At 50.3% G+C, this 15,646-nt stretch carries 15 protein-coding genes and 1 tRNA gene; 12 read left to right on the forward strand and 4 right to left on the reverse strand.

Annotated elements, in window-relative coordinates:
• Positions 1-37: 37 nt before the first annotated feature.
• The 3 genes from HH301_RS05985 (at position 38) to HH301_RS05995 (ending at position 1,995) form a co-directional block, all read left to right on the forward strand.
• A complete protein-coding gene (locus HH301_RS05985) occupies positions 38-808 on the forward strand; it encodes a substrate-binding periplasmic protein (RefSeq protein ID WP_169567576.1) in 771 nt (256 codons plus the stop codon).
• Between the two features lie 148 nt (positions 809-956).
• A complete protein-coding gene (locus HH301_RS05990; protein WP_169567578.1) occupies positions 957-1,631 on the forward strand; it encodes a nitroreductase in 675 nt (224 codons plus the stop codon).
• 67 nt (positions 1,632-1,698) lie between these two features.
• Positions 1,699-1,995, forward strand: a complete 297-nt coding sequence (locus HH301_RS05995; protein WP_169567579.1) for a hypothetical protein — start codon at positions 1,699-1,701, stop codon at positions 1,993-1,995.
• 23 nt (positions 1,996-2,018) lie between these two features.
• On the opposite strand, the gene HH301_RS06000 is transcribed toward HH301_RS05995, so the two are convergent.
• A complete protein-coding gene (locus HH301_RS06000) occupies positions 2,019-2,951 on the reverse strand; it encodes a CE1 family esterase (protein ID WP_169567581.1) in 933 nt (310 codons plus the stop codon).
• Between the two features lie 291 nt (positions 2,952-3,242).
• Here HH301_RS06000 and HH301_RS06005 point away from each other — a divergent pair, with 291 nt between their 5' ends.
• Together HH301_RS06005 and HH301_RS06010 are read left to right on the forward strand one after the other, a co-directional pair.
• On the forward strand, positions 3,243-3,458 hold the full coding sequence (locus tag HH301_RS06005) for a DUF1127 domain-containing protein (protein ID WP_206378192.1): 216 nt from the start codon (positions 3,243-3,245) through the stop codon (positions 3,456-3,458).
• Between the two features lie 218 nt (positions 3,459-3,676).
• Complete coding sequence (locus tag HH301_RS06010) at positions 3,677-4,375, forward strand: SDR family oxidoreductase (protein WP_169567582.1); 699 nt, start codon at positions 3,677-3,679, stop codon at positions 4,373-4,375.
• 15 nt (positions 4,376-4,390) lie between these two features.
• On the opposite strand, the gene HH301_RS06015 is transcribed toward HH301_RS06010, so the two are convergent.
• Positions 4,391-6,727: a tetratricopeptide repeat protein gene (locus tag HH301_RS06015; RefSeq protein ID WP_169567584.1), complete on the reverse strand. Its 2,337-nt coding sequence runs from the start codon at positions 6,725-6,727 to the stop codon at positions 4,391-4,393.
• 387 nt (positions 6,728-7,114) lie between these two features.
• Between HH301_RS06015 and HH301_RS06020 the strand changes: the two genes are divergently transcribed.
• The 7 genes from HH301_RS06020 (at position 7,115) to HH301_RS06050 (ending at position 14,939) form a co-directional block, all read left to right on the forward strand.
• Positions 7,115-8,296 carry an ABC transporter substrate-binding protein gene (locus tag HH301_RS06020; RefSeq protein ID WP_169567586.1) on the forward strand — a complete coding sequence of 394 codons (1,182 nt, stop codon included), beginning with the start codon at positions 7,115-7,117 and terminating at the stop codon, positions 8,294-8,296.
• A gap of 84 nt (positions 8,297-8,380) precedes the next feature.
• Positions 8,381-9,163 carry an ABC transporter ATP-binding protein gene (locus HH301_RS06025; RefSeq protein WP_169567588.1) on the forward strand — a complete coding sequence of 261 codons (783 nt, stop codon included), beginning with the start codon at positions 8,381-8,383 and terminating at the stop codon, positions 9,161-9,163.
• On the forward strand, positions 9,160-9,864 hold the full coding sequence (locus HH301_RS06030) for an ABC transporter ATP-binding protein (RefSeq protein ID WP_169567590.1): 705 nt from the start codon (positions 9,160-9,162) through the stop codon (positions 9,862-9,864). Before HH301_RS06025 ends, HH301_RS06030 begins: the two co-directional genes overlap by 4 nt.
• 4 nt (positions 9,865-9,868) lie before the next feature.
• Positions 9,869-10,882: an ABC transporter permease subunit gene (locus tag HH301_RS06035; RefSeq protein ID WP_206378193.1), complete on the forward strand. Its 1,014-nt coding sequence runs from the start codon at positions 9,869-9,871 to the stop codon at positions 10,880-10,882.
• Positions 10,879-12,183, forward strand: a complete 1,305-nt coding sequence (locus tag HH301_RS06040) for a branched-chain amino acid ABC transporter permease (RefSeq protein WP_169567594.1) — start codon at positions 10,879-10,881, stop codon at positions 12,181-12,183. The genes HH301_RS06035 and HH301_RS06040 overlap by 4 nt, the downstream gene beginning before the upstream one ends.
• Positions 12,184-12,424: 241 nt before the next feature.
• Positions 12,425-13,537 (forward strand): zinc-binding dehydrogenase, encoded by a 1,113-nt coding sequence (locus HH301_RS06045; RefSeq protein ID WP_169567596.1) that lies wholly within the window; start codon positions 12,425-12,427, stop codon positions 13,535-13,537.
• Between the two features lie 235 nt (positions 13,538-13,772).
• Positions 13,773-14,939 carry a DNA glycosylase AlkZ-like family protein gene (locus HH301_RS06050; protein WP_206378194.1) on the forward strand — a complete coding sequence of 389 codons (1,167 nt, stop codon included), beginning with the start codon at positions 13,773-13,775 and terminating at the stop codon, positions 14,937-14,939.
• 249 nt (positions 14,940-15,188) lie between these two features.
• On the opposite strand, the gene HH301_RS06055 is transcribed toward HH301_RS06050, so the two are convergent.
• A tRNA-Phe gene (locus HH301_RS06055) sits at positions 15,189-15,264 on the reverse strand.
• 188 nt (positions 15,265-15,452) lie between these two features.
• Positions 15,453-15,632: a DNA gyrase inhibitor YacG gene (locus HH301_RS06060; protein ID WP_169567598.1), complete on the reverse strand. Its 180-nt coding sequence runs from the start codon at positions 15,630-15,632 to the stop codon at positions 15,453-15,455.
• Between the last annotated feature and the right edge of the window lie 14 nt (positions 15,633-15,646).

A 15,646-nucleotide genomic window follows, 5' to 3' on the forward strand; every position in this document is an offset into this window, starting at 1 on the left:
TGTACTTTCAGTGCGTTTTTTGCGGGATTAATAACGGATGCCATCTGGAATTTTTAATGTCGATCCTCGGGATCTGAACAAGGTTCTGGCGCGGCTGTTGTTCGTTATTGGTGTCGTCGCGTTAGGCTGGTTGAGCCCAGCTTTAGCGAGCGAGCCGTTGAAAATCAGTATCGCCGCAGGCTCCCCTTTTCATAAATCCGGCCAGACAGGCTTTGTTGATCTTGTTCTGAAGGAAGCTTTCGAACGGATTGGCGTAGAGGTGGATGTCGTCAAATATCCGGCAGAGCGGGCCATTCATGGCGCAAATAACGGCGATTTTGATGGGGATGGCTACCGGGTTGCGGGTCTCGAGCGAATTTATCCCAATTTGATCCGGGTGCCGGAAAAAATATTTGATATGCGCTTTGGCGCCTTTAGTCGTGACGAGACCGTCCCGACCGAGGACTGGGATAGCTTAACCCCCTATTCAATCGGGCTGATAATCGGCTGGAAGATTTTCGAGTTGAATGTGAAATCCGAAAGGGTCACCAAGGTCAAGAATGTGGACCAGCTTTTCTCCTTGCTGTCAAAAGGCCGGGTAGAGGTTGCCCTCTATGATCAGTGGCAGGGTCTGGCCTATCTTCAGGAAAACCAAATTAGCGGCTTTAAGGTGCTGGACCCGCTGCTGGCCACAAAAGACATGTATCTTTATCTCCATAAAAAGCACGCAGACAAGGTGCCGCTGGTTGCCAATGCACTTCGGGAGATGAAGGCGGATGGCACTTTGCAAAAGTATATTGATCAGATCATGTCACCGCTGTTGATGTAGGGCTGATCCCGCTTGAGCTGCAAGCGCCACCTGGATGGCGCTTTTTTTGTCTATTAGACCTATTGAGTTAATCTTCACCTGCGCTAGACTGGTTTCGGTGTTAGGGGCGCACCCAAGCAAAATAGAAAATAAGAAGAGAATAAAAAGAATGGATTTTGATACAGTTGTGCGCGGGCGGCGATCAACCCGTGGTTTTAAGCCTGATCCCATCCCAAAAGAAACTCTGCTGGAAATCATAGAACTGGCCTCACGCGCGCCGTCTTCCATGAACACCCAGCCATGGCACCTGCATGTGATCAGCGGGGAGCCGCTGGATCGTATTCGCGAGGGCAATACCAAAAATAATCTGGCGGGTGTTCCGCCATCTCGTGAGTTCCGGGTGGAAGGTAAATACGAAGGTGTTCATCGGCAACGGCAGGTGGATATTGCCATCCAACTGTTTGAGGCCATGGGGATCGAACGTCATGATAAGGAAAAACGTCAGGATTGGGTGCTTCGGGGCTTTCGCCAGTTTGACGCACCCGTGTCGGTCATTGTTGCCTATGACAAGGAATTGCAGGGCGATATCCGGCATTTTGACCTTGGTGCGATTACCTATGGACTGGTGCTTGCCGCCTGGAGCCGGGGAATTGGCGCTGTCATTAACAGTCAGGGTATCATGCAATCCCCTGTCGTCCGTGAGAATGCCGGTATTCCGGAAAATCACGTGATCCAGACGGCGGTGGCCATGGGCTATCCTGATGACAGTTTTCCCGCCAATGCGGTTGTCTCAACCCGCCGCCCTGCAGAAGAGGTCGCGACCTTTATTGGCTTTGAAGGATAATATTAAGGGATAATAAAGAGAGTTAATGTAGTTCTGTAACGCTTTATGGTTGTTCTCAGGTGTGAAAATGACATGGGATGATTATGGAATTACCTTGATGTTGGGTGAGACGTTTTTCGTGCTGTCTTACTCAAACATCACTCTCTTTGTGCTCGTTTTTGCGGGCGTCTTGGGAGGCTACTTCCTCTTCGTTCACTTTTTCCACAAAGGTAAAGGGGCAGCTTGCTCGTGGCGCCATTTGCCAAATCGAAAAACAAAGGCGCTTAGAAAATGGCAGTGCAAAAAGTGCGGCATTGAGGCTTACTCAACGGACAAGCGCCCTCCAAAAGAATGTAAGAAGGGGTTGAAGCCGGTCGTGTATTAAGGCCCTGGAAAATTTGACTTTTGTCAATTTTTGCCTGCCCTGTCCAAGGATTTGAAGAAATCGATGATCAAGTCATTGGCATCAATATCTTTGGAGGTGCGACCGATTACGCGCTCGGGAAGATACTGCTTTTTCCTGGGCCAGGCATGACCGCCTCCGTTAATCCGATATAACCGAAGGGGGGCGCCTGGTGCACAGTCTGGCCAGTCCAGACGCTCGGTCAATGTTCCGTCGGTTGCGTCAAGATCCGGTAGTTGTGTGACTTTGGGAAAGCTTGCGCAGGTGTTGTGCATGCGCCAGAAGTCGAGTGTCTCGGCAGTTGATGTGACCGTTCCGCGAGATCCCCATTGAGGCGCAATTGGACCGCCATCAAAGGGCATCAGTGGATCCTCGGTCCCATTTATGTAGAGAATTCCGAGCGGTTTGGAAGGGCGGCAGCTTTTTATGAGTTCTGGTGTGAGTTGGGCCGTTACAATTGCCGCCCCGGCGAAGCGCGCTGCTTGCTCGCAGATCAGGCGCTGGATCATATGGCCGCCATTCGACATGCCGGCAAGGAAGATTTGGGTTTCATCAAGAAACTGTATCTCTGCCATGGTCTCTTGAATAGCAGCAAGAATAAACCCCACATCGTCAACACCTTGATATTGGGGGCGGCCATCATTCCAGTGCCGGTTCACGCCAGAGGGATAAAGTCCGACAAAGCCCTCTCTCGCGGCGAGACGGTTAAACCCAGTGGATCGCATCATGGAACGGCCCGTCCCTCCGCCGCCATGCAGGAGAATAATAAGTTGTTTTGGTGTTCCAATTTGGTGGGCTGCAGGCGGGACATATCTCAGGTATTGGCGTTCAATACCCTCATGGACAAGTGTGTGTTCTGATAAACCGTCTGAGGCGTTTGCACTGGTTGAGATAAGGGTCCAAACTAGTAAAATTGCTAATCCCGATATCCGGGTCATGACCTGTTCCCTCTTGGAAACCCTGTGGTGGTGTGAGCCTTACCCTATCTTGTCCCGGGCTGCCAAGAAACAGCTTTTGAATGTCTTTCGCCTGTAAAGCTCAGCTATCTTGACATGCTGCTATGCAGAAATTGCAGATCAGTCTTGTAAAAAGGCCATGGAAAATTAGACTTTTGTTAATTGCGGATTCACTTTTGAAGCCGTATATGAGCGTCAAGAAATTCAAAGGCTCGATGTGTGGCCTTATTGAACTATCCGTATTTTGTAGATGTAGTGTGTAGGAGTGACGCCATGACCCCGTATTCAAGCAAGATTTTTTTGATCAATTCACAGCCACCTGTTTATGTGGATTCCAGCCTGAGCAACATGTTTCAGACTGCTCGGGATTATTTTCAGGCCCGCGCAACAATGCGCCAGCTGAACGAACTAACAGATCGCGAATTGACTGACATTGGCATTACACGCGCTGATATTCCTGCGGTTGCCAAAGGTGAATTCCACCGCTAATAACTGCGTGTTTCAACCGGCGCAAGTTTAAAAAGGCTCCCCGACACGGCGGAGCCTTTTTTCATGGTTGGCTGAGATTGCGATCAAGGTTGATGGTGAAAAAAACCGAACAGAGGACCAACCGCTGTTTCTCACGCAGGACGAAAGAGCATTTTCACCGCAAAATTAGATAAAAGTGATATGATGTGGCTGAGTCATTTGGCAACTGGGAGAGTTCAATGACGAAAACAGCTTTGATCACAGGTGCCTCGAGCGGAATAGGCCGTGGTACTGCTATTCGCCTTGCCCGTGATGGGTGGCATATTTTAGCCCATGGTCGTAACCTGGAGGCCCTTGAGGAGACCGTTCAAGACATTGAGAAGGCCGGTGGAAGTGGGTCCTTTTTCCAGGCTGAGATGGCCGATATGGCGTCGGTTGCCGCACTCGCCGATTGGGCGCAATCTGGCGAACGGCTGGATGCGGTTATTTATTGTGCGGCGAAATTCACTTATGGCCCTGTCTCAACCGAGCGTTTTGATGATTGGGACCTGACAATTGATCGGGTGTTGCGGGCAAGTATCCGCCTGACCGCCCATACGCTCCCTGCTATTAAGGCAAGCGAGGGGGCTTATGTGTATATCTGCGGGGCGACTTCATGGCTTGGATGGAAAAATCACGCTATTCACTGCGCCGTTAGGCATGCGCAGGCGGGATTTGCCAAGGCCTTGTTTGAGGATGTGCGAGAGGATGGCGTGCGTGTCACGCTGGTTCACCCCGGTTTTGTTGACACACCCGCCATTAGTTCGGACGGGAAGGATCGCGCTAAAATGATCCAGCAAGAAGACATTGCGGAAATGATCGCAACAGCCATCACCTTGCCGAACACTGCCTGCGTGACCGAGCTGACCTTGCGCCCGCAACGATCACCTTACGTTTGAACCAGTTCTCTCAGCTCAGCAGTTCCTGTAGTTGGAGCCAAAGCATTTCCGTGAGCGATCGAGGGCCCGGATCCGCTGTTCCGGTTTGAGCAGTTTTTCCAGTTCCCCATAATATTTACTGATCTTGCCTGTATCTTTACCGGCCTTGAGCCCTGTTTTTTCGGCGGTATAGAGCCACATCAGCGCATATTCTGGCTTCCAGTGTTTGGGATAATTGTCATACTGGCTGTGAATAAGGCCCATGTAATATTGTGACCAGGTATTCCCCTTGCGAGATGAGATCAGGAAGTTCTCCTCCGCCTTGTCCGCGTTGCCGAGCTTGGTGAGGTAGGTAAGTCCAGCATAATAGTAATAGATGTCTTTCCCCTCACGGGCCCATCTTTCAAACTTCTGTGCCCGTTCCAACTCGGATTGTGTGCTACTGGCTGGCGGGGCGGAAGGTCCTGAAGGTGCGGACGGGGCGGAAAGTGAGGCATAGTATTTCTTCAGCGCATCCTTGGACTTTTGATGGCCCTTGTTTGCCGCTTTTTGATACCATCCTTTTGCCTCAGACTTTCTATTGTTACCTGCATTTCCCTTCCGGTAAAATTCCGCGAGGTAATACATGCCGATCAAATTTCCCTTGTTCGCAGCTTTTTGATAGAGCTGCTCGGCTTTTGCAAAATCCCGCTTCAGATGGGATCCAATTTCATAATGCGCCGCAAGATACAGCATGGAACCGATATGCCCATTTGCGATCGCTTTTTGCAGCAGTTTGGCGGCTTCACTGCCCGATTGATTGACATCGAAGCCATGAATATATTTTTTCGCCAGCACATAAAGTGCGTCGTTGCGCCCCGTTTTGGAGGCTTTGACCAGCCAGTCATGTTGGGGTTGGCCGCGCTTTGCCTTTTTCAAATCATTATAATAGTTTTCCGCGTAGGCATAGCGCCCGGATACGAAGTTCCGGTCTGCGGAAGTTTTGAAGTTGTTAAGTGCCAGGCCCTGATTGGCTTTGGTGCCCAGACCATAGAGATAAAGATAGCCAATGTAATAGGCGGCCTCTCCCGATCCCAGTTTTTTTGATGCCTGAAAAAGTGGCATAGCTTTTTTGTAGTCGCGAGAAACACCCTCGCCGAAATAATAGGCCTTGCCGAGTTCTGAAAGGCCTATCACATCTCGCCCTTCTGCCGATTTACGAAACAGGCTGATGGCCTTTTTCAGATCTTTTTTAACCCCGTTACCAAACCGGTACATGACACCCAGGCTGGCCATCGCGGAGGCATGACCCTTATCGGCGGCGCGGGTGAAATAGTAGGCGGCTTCCTCGTTTCGAATACCGCCAGCGTGACCGCCTCGATAGTGATAGCCAAGCGCATTGAGGATATTGGGATCCTCCTGATCAGCTGCTTTGAGGATTTGCTCTGCCCGTTTTGCATCCCGCGGGACGCCTTTGCCCCAGCGGTAGGCTTCGGATAACAGAACACTGCCGAGACCAAAATTTTGTTGGTGGAGCCGTTCGGCGAGATCCAGAGCCCCTGGGTTTTGGCGGGAGCCGGTATATTCCTCGATCTTATACTTTGCCCGGGCTAACGCAAAAGTTACCGAGGGACTTTGCGTGGGTTCAACGCCATGCTTGCAATAGCCAGTCGCAGGTTTCTCATCAACCCGGGAGAGGATCCGGCCGTCATTATAAGGTGCGCGGAGTTTTTTAACCGCTGGATCTTCGGGGTGGCCGGCATAGGCAAGGCACATGAAGTCCATATGGGCTTCGCGCATAATTTCCTGCTCTGTTGGGTCTGTGTATAAGCGGTACGTGTAGCTTGCAGGATCCTTCATGATCCAGTCGGCACCTCTTATCCCGACCCAATATCGGGCGTAGGCTTTTAATCCGTCAACAGTTTTGGGGGAAACACCCTTATCATAGACGCTAGGTATCTTTCGTTTAAATGCCTCATCACGTTCTTTTGGTGAGAGCTTCATTTCATTGACATAGAAGCGGTCATTCTGATGATGGACGATGTAATAATAGTATTGTTTCGAACTATTTTTAAATTGTGCAAGATAGATCCCGTCGGGTTTGAAAAGCGGTACAAACCGAACCGCTTTTGGGTTGAGTTCTGATCCAAAATGAGCGGCGGTTAGTCGCGGGCCAACTTCATAAAAGGTGTATTCTTTTGATCCCGGCTCAACATCGAATTGGACATTTTGCTGAAGCTTGATAGGGCCATCAATCAACTGAAGTAAAGACTTCTGATCGGGTAGTCCCGGATTGCTCGTTGCGTTCAAAACCGGTTTTTCTGAAACCACAAAACAGCCACCTAACAAGAACAGCAGCATCAGCGGCAAGACGCGAACAATATTTCCAACCATAAACCCCACCCCAAGAATGAATATTACCCCAACATTTTCTAATTTTAACTGGGCTGACCACAAAATCAACCGGGGCGGGAGATAAAAAATACTTGCGAGATCTTTCGCTATTTACTACCAAAATGCAGCGTAAAAGCGCGGGTTGACCGAAACCCCAGATCGCTATTTTGGCGTGATGTTTGTTAAAGCTGAAAGTCGCAGTTTTGGTTTTAATGGCAGAGGCTGGAATGGCTTAGGGCGTGACCGGTGTTCCGTTATACCTGTTGAGCGACACGCTGAGGCGGGTAACGGAATTAGATTGGAACGATTGAAGTATGGTATTAAATTGACTTGGTACCCACAAAAGGTACATTCAAGAAAATATTTAGGACTAATTGGGAGGCACAAATGAAAAAGCTACTTATGGCCGCGACAGCGATGGCCCTAATGAGCACGTCTGTACAGGCGGAAGATATCAAGTTGGGCGTAATCTTCGGATATACGGGACCCATTGAATCTCTGACCCCAGACATGGCTGCTGGCGCAGAGCTGGCAATTGAAGAAGTTAATGCAAGCGGCGCCTTGTTGGGTGGATCGAAGGTTTCATCCGTTCGTGCAGATACGACTTGTACAGATGCTGCTGCTGCGACAGCTGCGACAGAGCGTCTTGTCACATCCGATAAAATCAATGCAATTGTTGGCGGTGACTGTTCCGGCGTGACCACAGCAATGCTGCAGAATGTTGCGTTGCCAAATGGCGTCGTGATGATTTCACCTTCTGCAACATCTCCAGCCCTCACGAGTGTTGAAGATAACGGACTATTCTTCCGTACAGCGCCATCTGATGCCCGTCAGGGTCAGGTTCTGGCTGAAATCCTGAAGGATCGTGGTGTGAACTCTGCGGCGCTGACCTATACCAATAATGACTATGGTAAGGGCCTGGCAGAAAGCATCAAATCCAACTTTGAAAAAATGGGTGGTAAAGTCACAATCACTGCTGCGCACGAAGATGGCAAAGCTGACTACACTGCTGAAGTTGGTGCACTTGCATCAGCGGGCGGTGATGTTTTGATCGTTGCTGGTTACTTGGACCAAGGCGGTAAAGGTATTATTCAGGCAGCGCTGGATACAGGTGCGTTTGATACATTCGTTCTGCCAGACGGCATGATCGGTGACAGCCTTCCATTGGCAATCGGCTCAGACCTGGACGGCTCTTTCGGTACCGTTCCTGGAACAGATAGCCCAGGTGCTGGTAAATTCTCTGAAATGGCAAAAGCTGCTGGCTTCAAGGCAGGTCCATTTGCTTCAGAATCCTATGACGCAGCAGCACTTATTCTGTTGTCCATGCAGGCTGCAAAATCAAGTGACAGCAACGTTTTCAAAGACAAAGTCATGTCAGTTGCAAACGCGCCTGGTGAAAAAATCTATCCAGGTGAACTGGCGAAAGCACTTAAAATTATCGCTGAAGGCGGCGATGTTGACTATGTTGGTGCCTCTGCGGTTGAGCTGATTGGCCCAGGTGAAAGTGCCGGTAACTATCGTGAAATCGAAGTTGCAAATGGCAAGAACACAACGGCCAAATTCCGCTAATTTCATATAGCAGAATGACTTGAAGATATTGGGAAGTGATCACGGATTCCGAGGTCACTTCCCTTTTTGTTAAAGTAGTTGTTGATGATTAGAATTGAAAATCTCCATATGCAATTTGGCGGCATTCATGCCGTTGACGGTGTCTCCTTGAGCATCGAGGAGGGCAGCATAACGGGGCTGATTGGTCCCAATGGTGCTGGCAAAACCACGTTATTTAATTGCATTGCAGGAGCCTATACCCCTACCAGTGGCAAAATCTTTCTGGACGGGGAAGAAATTACTGGTCTCAAGCCACACGAGCTGTTTGCAAAAGGCCTGCTAAGGACATTTCAGATTGCCCAGGAATTTTCCACGCTGACGGTGCGGGAAAACCTGATGATGGTGCCGGGAGACCAAAGCGGTGAGAGCCTCATCGACACCTGGCTTCGCCCGGGCAAAGTCCGTGAAGAAGAAGAGCAGATCCGGGAAAAAGCCGACAGTGTTATTGAGTTTCTAGAAATTTCCCATGTCGCGGACGAACTGGCCGGGAACCTGTCCGGGGGCCAAAAAAAGCTGCTGGAGCTTGGGCGAACTATGATGGTTGATGCCAAAATCGTCTTTTTGGATGAGGTTGGCGCCGGCGTAAATCGGACGCTGCTGAACACCCTTGGCGATGCGATCCAGCGACTGAATAAGGAGCATGGATATACCTTCTGCATGATCGAGCACGATATGGACTTCGTCGGTCGCCTGTGTGATCCGGTGATCGTGATGGCCGAGGGTCAGTTGTTGGCAGAGGGCACGATCGAAGAGATAAAATCCAATGAGCAAGTTATCGAGGCCTATCTTGGAACAGGGCTCAAGAACAAGCCGGAGGCCCAGTCATGAGTTATCTTACAGGTAATCATATGACCGGCGGTTATGGCAGCGCAGATATTCTGCATGACTGCACCATATCGGTTGATCTTGAGGAAATTGCAGTCATTGTTGGACCTAATGGCGCTGGAAAATCAACAGCGATGAAGGCCATTTTTGGCATGCTGGACCTGAGGGAAGGCTCAGTGATGCTGGATGGTGAAGATATCACCAAGCTTAGCCCGCAAGACCGTGTGGCCAAAGGGATGAGCTTTGTGCCGCAAACCAACAATGTGTTTACCTCCATGACGGTGGAGGAAAATCTGGAGATGGGCGCTTTTATCCGGGAGGATGATTTTTCGGATACTATGGAGCAGGTCTATGAGCTGTTTCCGATCCTAAAGGAAAAGCGGCATCAGCCGGCCGGAGAATTGTCAGGCGGGCAGCGGCAACAGGTCGCCGTTGGGCGCGCCTTGATGACCCAGCCCAAGTTGCTGATGCTGGATGAGCCGACGGCGGGTGTCTCCCCCATTGTGATGGATGAATTATTTGACCGGATTATTGAAGTGGCCAAAGCCGGTATTGCGATCCTGATGGTTGAGCAAAATGCGCGGCAAGCCCTTAATATTGCCGATAAAGGATATGTGCTGGTTCAGGGGCGGAATGCCTATACTGATACCGGAGAGGCGCTGCTGGCGGATCCAGAAGTCCGTAGAGCGTTTCTGGGAGGATAGGTGCGTGGTTGATCTATTGAACGCTTTTGCGTTGCTTTCCAATTTTGTGATCGTTCCCGCCTTGGCGTATGGCAGCCAGCTTGCACTTGGTGCGCTTGGCGTTACGCTGATTTATGGGATTTTGCGATTTTCCAACTTCGCCCATGGCGATACCATGGCTTTTGGAACGATGGTCACGATCTTTGTGACCTGGGGCCTGCAGGCGGTCGGTGTTTCCATTTCCCCATTGCCAACGGCCTTGCTGGCGCTTCCGGTTGGGATCGTTGCGACCATACTGATGTGTCTGTTCTTCGATAGAACCGTATACAAGTTTTACCGCAAAAGCCGGGCGGTCCCGGTGGTTTTCCTGATCGCATCCGTTGGCGTGATGTTTGTGCTAAACGGTGTTGTCCGGTTTATCATCGGTCCGGGTGATCAACGGTTTGCGGATGGGGAGCGCTTTATTATCAAGGCTCGGGCATTCAAGGAAATGACGGGTCTGAGCGAAGGCATTGCCTTCAAGACTAGTCAGGGGCTGACTATCGTCACTGCGGTTATCGTCGTTGCGGCTCTCTTCTGGTTTTTGAATAAAACCCGCGCCGGAAAATCCATGCGGGCCTATTCAGACAACGAGGATCTGGCTCGTTTGTCCGGGATCAACCCGGAACGGGTGGTGATGATTACCTGGGCAGTTGCGGCAACACTCGCGACCATCGCCGGCGTATTGTACGGGTTGGACAAAAGCTTCAAACCGTTTACCTATTTCCAGCTCTTGCTGCCTATTTTTGCCTCCGCCATTGTGGGGGGGCTTGGCAGTCCAGTTGGTGCCATCGCAGGCGGATTTGTCATCGCGTTTTCCGAGGTCGTCGTGGCCTATGCCTATAAGCGGTTCCTGACCTATCTGGTGCCCGATGAATGGGCGCCTGATGGCCTGGTCCAACTCCTGTCCACCGACTATAAATTTGCCGTGTCATTCGTAATCTTGGTGTTGGTATTGCTGATCCGACCGACGGGTATCTTTAAAGGAAAAGGCGCATGACCAGTAGCACACGAAACATAGGACTTTTTGCAGCAATGGCGGCTGCTCTGGTCGCCGTGGGTGTATTCCAGAGCTGGCCACTGGCATTGACAATCCTGAACCTTTGCCTGATTTCAGCCATCATGTCGCTGGGTGTGAATATCCAGTGGGGTTATGCCGGACTGTTTAATGTGGGTGTTATGGGCTTTACCGCGCTTGGTGGTCTGGCAGGGGTGTTAATTTCCATGCCTCCGGTAACGGCGGCTATTGAGGCCGGCGGAGCGGGGATCCTTCTCTCGCTTCTTTTGATGCTGGTCACTGTTGTGGCCGCGGTTTTTGTCTATCGGCGAATGCCGAAAGGTAAGCCGCGCACCTTTGCCTTGATCGCAATTATTGGCGGGGGCTATTTCCTGACTCGGTATTTCTTTTATCCAGCCGTTGAAGCGATCGAGGGAGTTGATTCAGCCCGGACCGGGTATCTTGGCGGGCTCGGATTGCCGATCCTGTTTTCCTGGATCATTGGGGGCTTGTTTGCGGCTGCAGCCGCTTGGCTTGTTGGGAAAATCTCTTTAGGTCTTCGCTCGGATTATCTTGCGATTGCGACCCTGGGCATTTCCGAGATCATTATTGCTATTCTGAAAAATGAGGATTGGCTGACCCGCGGCGTCAAGAATGTGACCGGCCTTCCGCGCCCGGTTCCCTACGAAATTGATCTGCAGCAGGCCCAGTGGTTTCTGGACTGGGCCAACACATTGAACCTGACACCGGAGGATTTCTCGTCCATCTTTGTGAAGCTCTGCTATGCGGGACTGTTTGTCGTCGTCTTGCTGATCTTGCTGTGGTTGTCGGAGCGGGCGCTCAACTCCCCGTGGGGCCGGATGATGCGCGCTATTCGGGATAATGAACTGTCTGCCGCAGCGATGGGAAAGAATATCACCGGACGCCATTTGCAGGTCTTCGTGCTCGGCTCTGCTGTGATCGGGATCGCCGGTGCCATGTTGACAACCCTGGATGGGCAATTCACCCCAGCCTCCTACCAGCCGCTGCGCTTTACCTTCATCATCTGGGTGATGGTGATCGTTGGTGGATCTGGAAATAACTTTGGGGCGATTTTGGGTGGGTTCCTCATTTGGTTTGTCTGGGTTGAGGCAGAACCTTTTGGGCATTGGTTGATGGATCTATTGACCTCAGGTATGGCCGAGGACAATGGACTTCGCCTTCACCTTCTGGAAAGTGCAGCGCACATGCGACTGATGACCATGGGGGTCATTCTGCTGATCGTGCTCCGCTTCAGCCCGCGCGGTCTTATTCCAGAGAAATGAACCTAGCGGAAGCTGAAATCTAAAATCAGACGGCCCGGTATTTCCGGGCCGTTTTTTTGTATGGGCGTTCATGGATAGGTTAAGTTTTCAAAAGCCCGTTGAAATGTCGCGCATTATTACTTTGTGATAATTGTAACGTTTGACTAAGAAATAAAATGATGCAGGGTGTGGTTCAGGCTATTTTGAAACAACGAACCAAAACACTGAGGTGATCCCTGCCTCAATACCCGGGAGAAAATAAATGACAACAACTGGTAAACAGCTTTTCACGACCCTTGAGGCGGACGGTACCCTCACCGTTGCTATTGAGGATGTAACCTTTCCAGATCCTGTTGGGAACCAAGTGCTGGTGAAGATGGAGGCTGCGCCCATAAATCCGTCGGACCTCGCCATTTTAACCGGGGCAGCTGACCTCGATAATGCCGAATATTCCCCAGGTAAATTTGTTGCCAAGATGCCTGAACCCTTTAACACGGGCTCAAAAGCTCGCCATGGCATGAAATTGCCTGCCGGGAACGAAGGCGCGGGGACTGTTGTCGCTGCCGGTGATAGTGACATGGCAAAAGCATTGGTGGGTCAGCGGGTTGCCTGCGTTCCCGGGAATGCCTATAGCCAATATTGTCTTGCTGATGCGGCTATGTGTCTGCCGCTCGGCGACCATTCGGCTAAAGACGGGGCAAGTGCTTTTGTCAATCCGATGACCGCCCTTGGGTTCGCGGAAAACGCAAAGATGGATAAACAGGACGCGATCTTGCACACTGTTGGCGCCTCTAACCTTGGCCAGATGTTGACCCGTATCTGCAAGGAAGACGGTCTTGGGCTGGTCAATATTGTTCGCAAAGACAGTCAGGCCGAATTGCTGAAAAATCTGGGATCCACCCATGTGGTCAATTCTTCGGATGACAACTTTATGGCTCAGCTAGTCTCAGCTATTGACGATACCGAAGCCTTCTATGGGTTTGATCCGATCAGCGGCGGAAACCTGGTTGATACTGTTTTCAAGGCGATGGAGCAGGTCGCCGTCTCAAAGATGACAGAATATTCCCGTTATGGCTCCAACCAGAAAAAGCAGATGTTCATCTATGGGCGGTTGGATCTTGGTCAAACAGTCTTGTCACCAAGTTACGGGTTCGGTTGGGTGTTATCAGGCTGGCTGCTAACGCCTTTCTTGCAACAGGCAGGTATGGAAACTGTGGGCCGGATGCGCCAGCGTGTTCTGAATAACCTGACGACCACTTTCGCCAGCCACTATAAAACAAGCGTCAGTCTCGAGGAGATGCTGACAAAAGAAGCGGTAACCGATTATCGGTTGATGAAAACGGGTGAAAAATATCTCGTTGAGCCGTGGAAGTAATCACTCATTAGGGCTCTGGCCGCACGATTGACTGCCTAAGTTTACCGTGCGGCAAGACCCTGAAAGTCCCTCTGCAAATAGTCACTTAAACTCGTGCCGTAAGGGGGATAGCACCTTGCCAACGGCATTGGTGAGTTGTTTGGGAGCGTGTTTAGCGCGAAGTAGTTTTCGCCAATCAGATGATAGAATGACATCTGTCAAGAATGCGCCACCTCCTGGATAGACTGAGAATTTTGTGAAACCGATATCCATTTCAAATAAAGAAGCCCGCCAGCTTTGGCTTTCATCGCAAGGGTTAGGCGATGCTCCTACCGGCCCGTTAGATGTACTGGGGATGATAAAGAAACTCGGTTTCGTACAGCTTGATACGATACAAGTCGTTTCGCGCGCGCATCATCATATTCTTTGGAGTCGCAATCAACACTATCGTGAACCCATGCTTGATCAATTGCTTGGACAAGACCGGTCTATTTTTGAGCACTTCACCCATGATGCATCCGTTATTCCGATGGACTATCTTCCGATGTGGCAGCGTCAGTTTCGACGGAAAAAGGAGCAGATGGATCGCCCAGGATGGTTTAAAAATCCACCTGATAAAGCTATACGCAAGGCCGTATTGGAGCGCATTCGCAATGAGGGACCATTGTCGACCCACGCCTTTGATACGAAAGTTGTCGGCGAGAAGAAGATGTGGTCACGTCCACCGCATAAACTTGCACTGGACTACATGTGGTACAGCGGTGAACTTGCGACTTGCCACAGAGTGAATTTCACCAAATTCTATGATCTGGCGGAACGTGTTTTCCCTGAGGAATTGCGCAATACCAAAATGAGTGATGAAGAGCAGATTGACTGGTTATGTCGCGCTGCCTTGGATCGAATGGGCTTTGGGACTGTTGGTGAAATTCAAAGATATTGGGATGCGTTAACCGCCAAAGAAGTGCGCGATTGGATCGCTTCTTCGACTTCAACCCTCCAAACTGTTGAAATTGAAACGGCGCAAAGAAGCAGGGTTACTGTGTTTGCACTTGCAGGAATAGAAGAAAGACTAGCTGGTTTAAAGCCCGCCACTAGTCGGCTTCGTATTCTCAATCCTTTTGATCCAGTTATTCGTGATCGGGATCGCTTATCTCGTTTGTTTGGTTTTGAGTATCGGGTGGAAATGTTTGTGCCAGCGGCTAAACGCATTTGGGGATACTATGTGTATCCAATCCTGGAAGGCCACCGGTTTGTTGGTCGCATAGAAATTAAGGCGGATCGCAAAAATTCCTTACTAAACGTGATCAGCTTTTGGCCTGAAAAAGGATGCCAATGGCCCGTCAGCCGTTACCAAAAACTGACAGCGGAGTTGGAACGTATGAAGAAATTTGTCGGAGTTAATGACGTTGTCTGGGATGTGTGAGCGCAAGACATAAAGGTAAGCAACTCGCTAGTATAAACAAATGGAGGGCTTGGAAGATGCTCAAGTAGACAAGACCCATAATTTCAAACAAATCAAGACTCACACAATGTCTTAAAATAGACAACGTATATACATCTTACATATTCAGGTTGTTAAACCGCTCTGAATTCAACTGCATGAGTGGATAAAGCGCGAGTGCGTAAAAGCTCACCACAGCGACTGGAAACATTCAGTTTTTCTGGAAAAAAGTGGTGCCCAGGGGCGGATTCGAACCACCGACACGCGGATTTTCAGTCCGCTGCTCTACCAACTGAGCTACCTGGGCATCCGGGGCGCCTGAGCGCCTGAAGGAAGCTGGGTTATAGAAGAAAATTTCAGGACTGTCCATCCCCCTTGATGCAAAAAAGTCAAAAAACTGCGGCGCCCTGATTTTGCTTGGTTTTTTGCGACTTTTCTATCGCTTGCAAGAGGCCTTATGCCCCTAATTCACGATACATTCGGCAAGAGAGTTGGTTAATATCCTTCATCTTCGTCATTGCTTGGCAGTGCTTCTTCTGCCGGGATGCGATAGCTTTCATTGAACCATTTCCCAAGATCCAGCTGCTGACACCGTTCTGAACAGAAGGGACGGTACTTTTCTGTTGCGGGCTTCTGGCATTGGGGGCATTTGCTGGCGCGGATGCGCGTCGTCATGGAACTTCCTTTAT

Source organism: Sneathiella limimaris (genome assembly GCF_012932565.1).
GTDB lineage: Bacteria > Pseudomonadota > Alphaproteobacteria > Sneathiellales > Sneathiellaceae > Sneathiella > Sneathiella limimaris.

What these genes read in the sequence shown, in the direction of transcription:
- HH301_RS06040 (WP_169567594.1), top strand. Translation starts at nt 10,879, where the DNA reads ATGACCAGTAGCACACGAAACATAGGACTTTTTGCAGCAATGGCGGCT.
- HH301_RS05995 (WP_169567579.1), top strand. Translation starts at nt 1,699, where the DNA reads ATGACATGGGATGATTATGGAATTACCTTGATGTTGGGTGAGACGTTT.
- HH301_RS06000 (WP_169567581.1), bottom strand. Translation starts at nt 2,951, where the DNA reads ATGACCCGGATATCGGGATTAGCAATTTTACTAGTTTGGACCCTTATC.
- HH301_RS06060 (WP_169567598.1), bottom strand. Translation starts at nt 15,632, where the DNA reads ATGACGACGCGCATCCGCGCCAGCAAATGCCCCCAATGCCAGAAGCCC.
- HH301_RS05985 (WP_169567576.1), top strand. Translation starts at nt 38, where the DNA reads ATGCCATCTGGAATTTTTAATGTCGATCCTCGGGATCTGAACAAGGTT.
- HH301_RS06005 (WP_206378192.1), top strand. Translation starts at nt 3,243, where the DNA reads ATGACCCCGTATTCAAGCAAGATTTTTTTGATCAATTCACAGCCACCT.
- HH301_RS06030 (WP_169567590.1), top strand. Translation starts at nt 9,160, where the DNA reads ATGAGTTATCTTACAGGTAATCATATGACCGGCGGTTATGGCAGCGCA.
- HH301_RS06045 (WP_169567596.1), top strand. Translation starts at nt 12,425, where the DNA reads ATGACAACAACTGGTAAACAGCTTTTCACGACCCTTGAGGCGGACGGT.
- HH301_RS06015 (WP_169567584.1), bottom strand. Translation starts at nt 6,727, where the DNA reads ATGGTTGGAAATATTGTTCGCGTCTTGCCGCTGATGCTGCTGTTCTTG.
- HH301_RS06010 (WP_169567582.1), top strand. Translation starts at nt 3,677, where the DNA reads ATGACGAAAACAGCTTTGATCACAGGTGCCTCGAGCGGAATAGGCCGT.
- HH301_RS06025 (WP_169567588.1), top strand. Translation starts at nt 8,381, where the DNA reads ATGATTAGAATTGAAAATCTCCATATGCAATTTGGCGGCATTCATGCC.
- HH301_RS06020 (WP_169567586.1), top strand. Translation starts at nt 7,115, where the DNA reads ATGAAAAAGCTACTTATGGCCGCGACAGCGATGGCCCTAATGAGCACG.
- HH301_RS05990 (WP_169567578.1), top strand. Translation starts at nt 957, where the DNA reads ATGGATTTTGATACAGTTGTGCGCGGGCGGCGATCAACCCGTGGTTTT.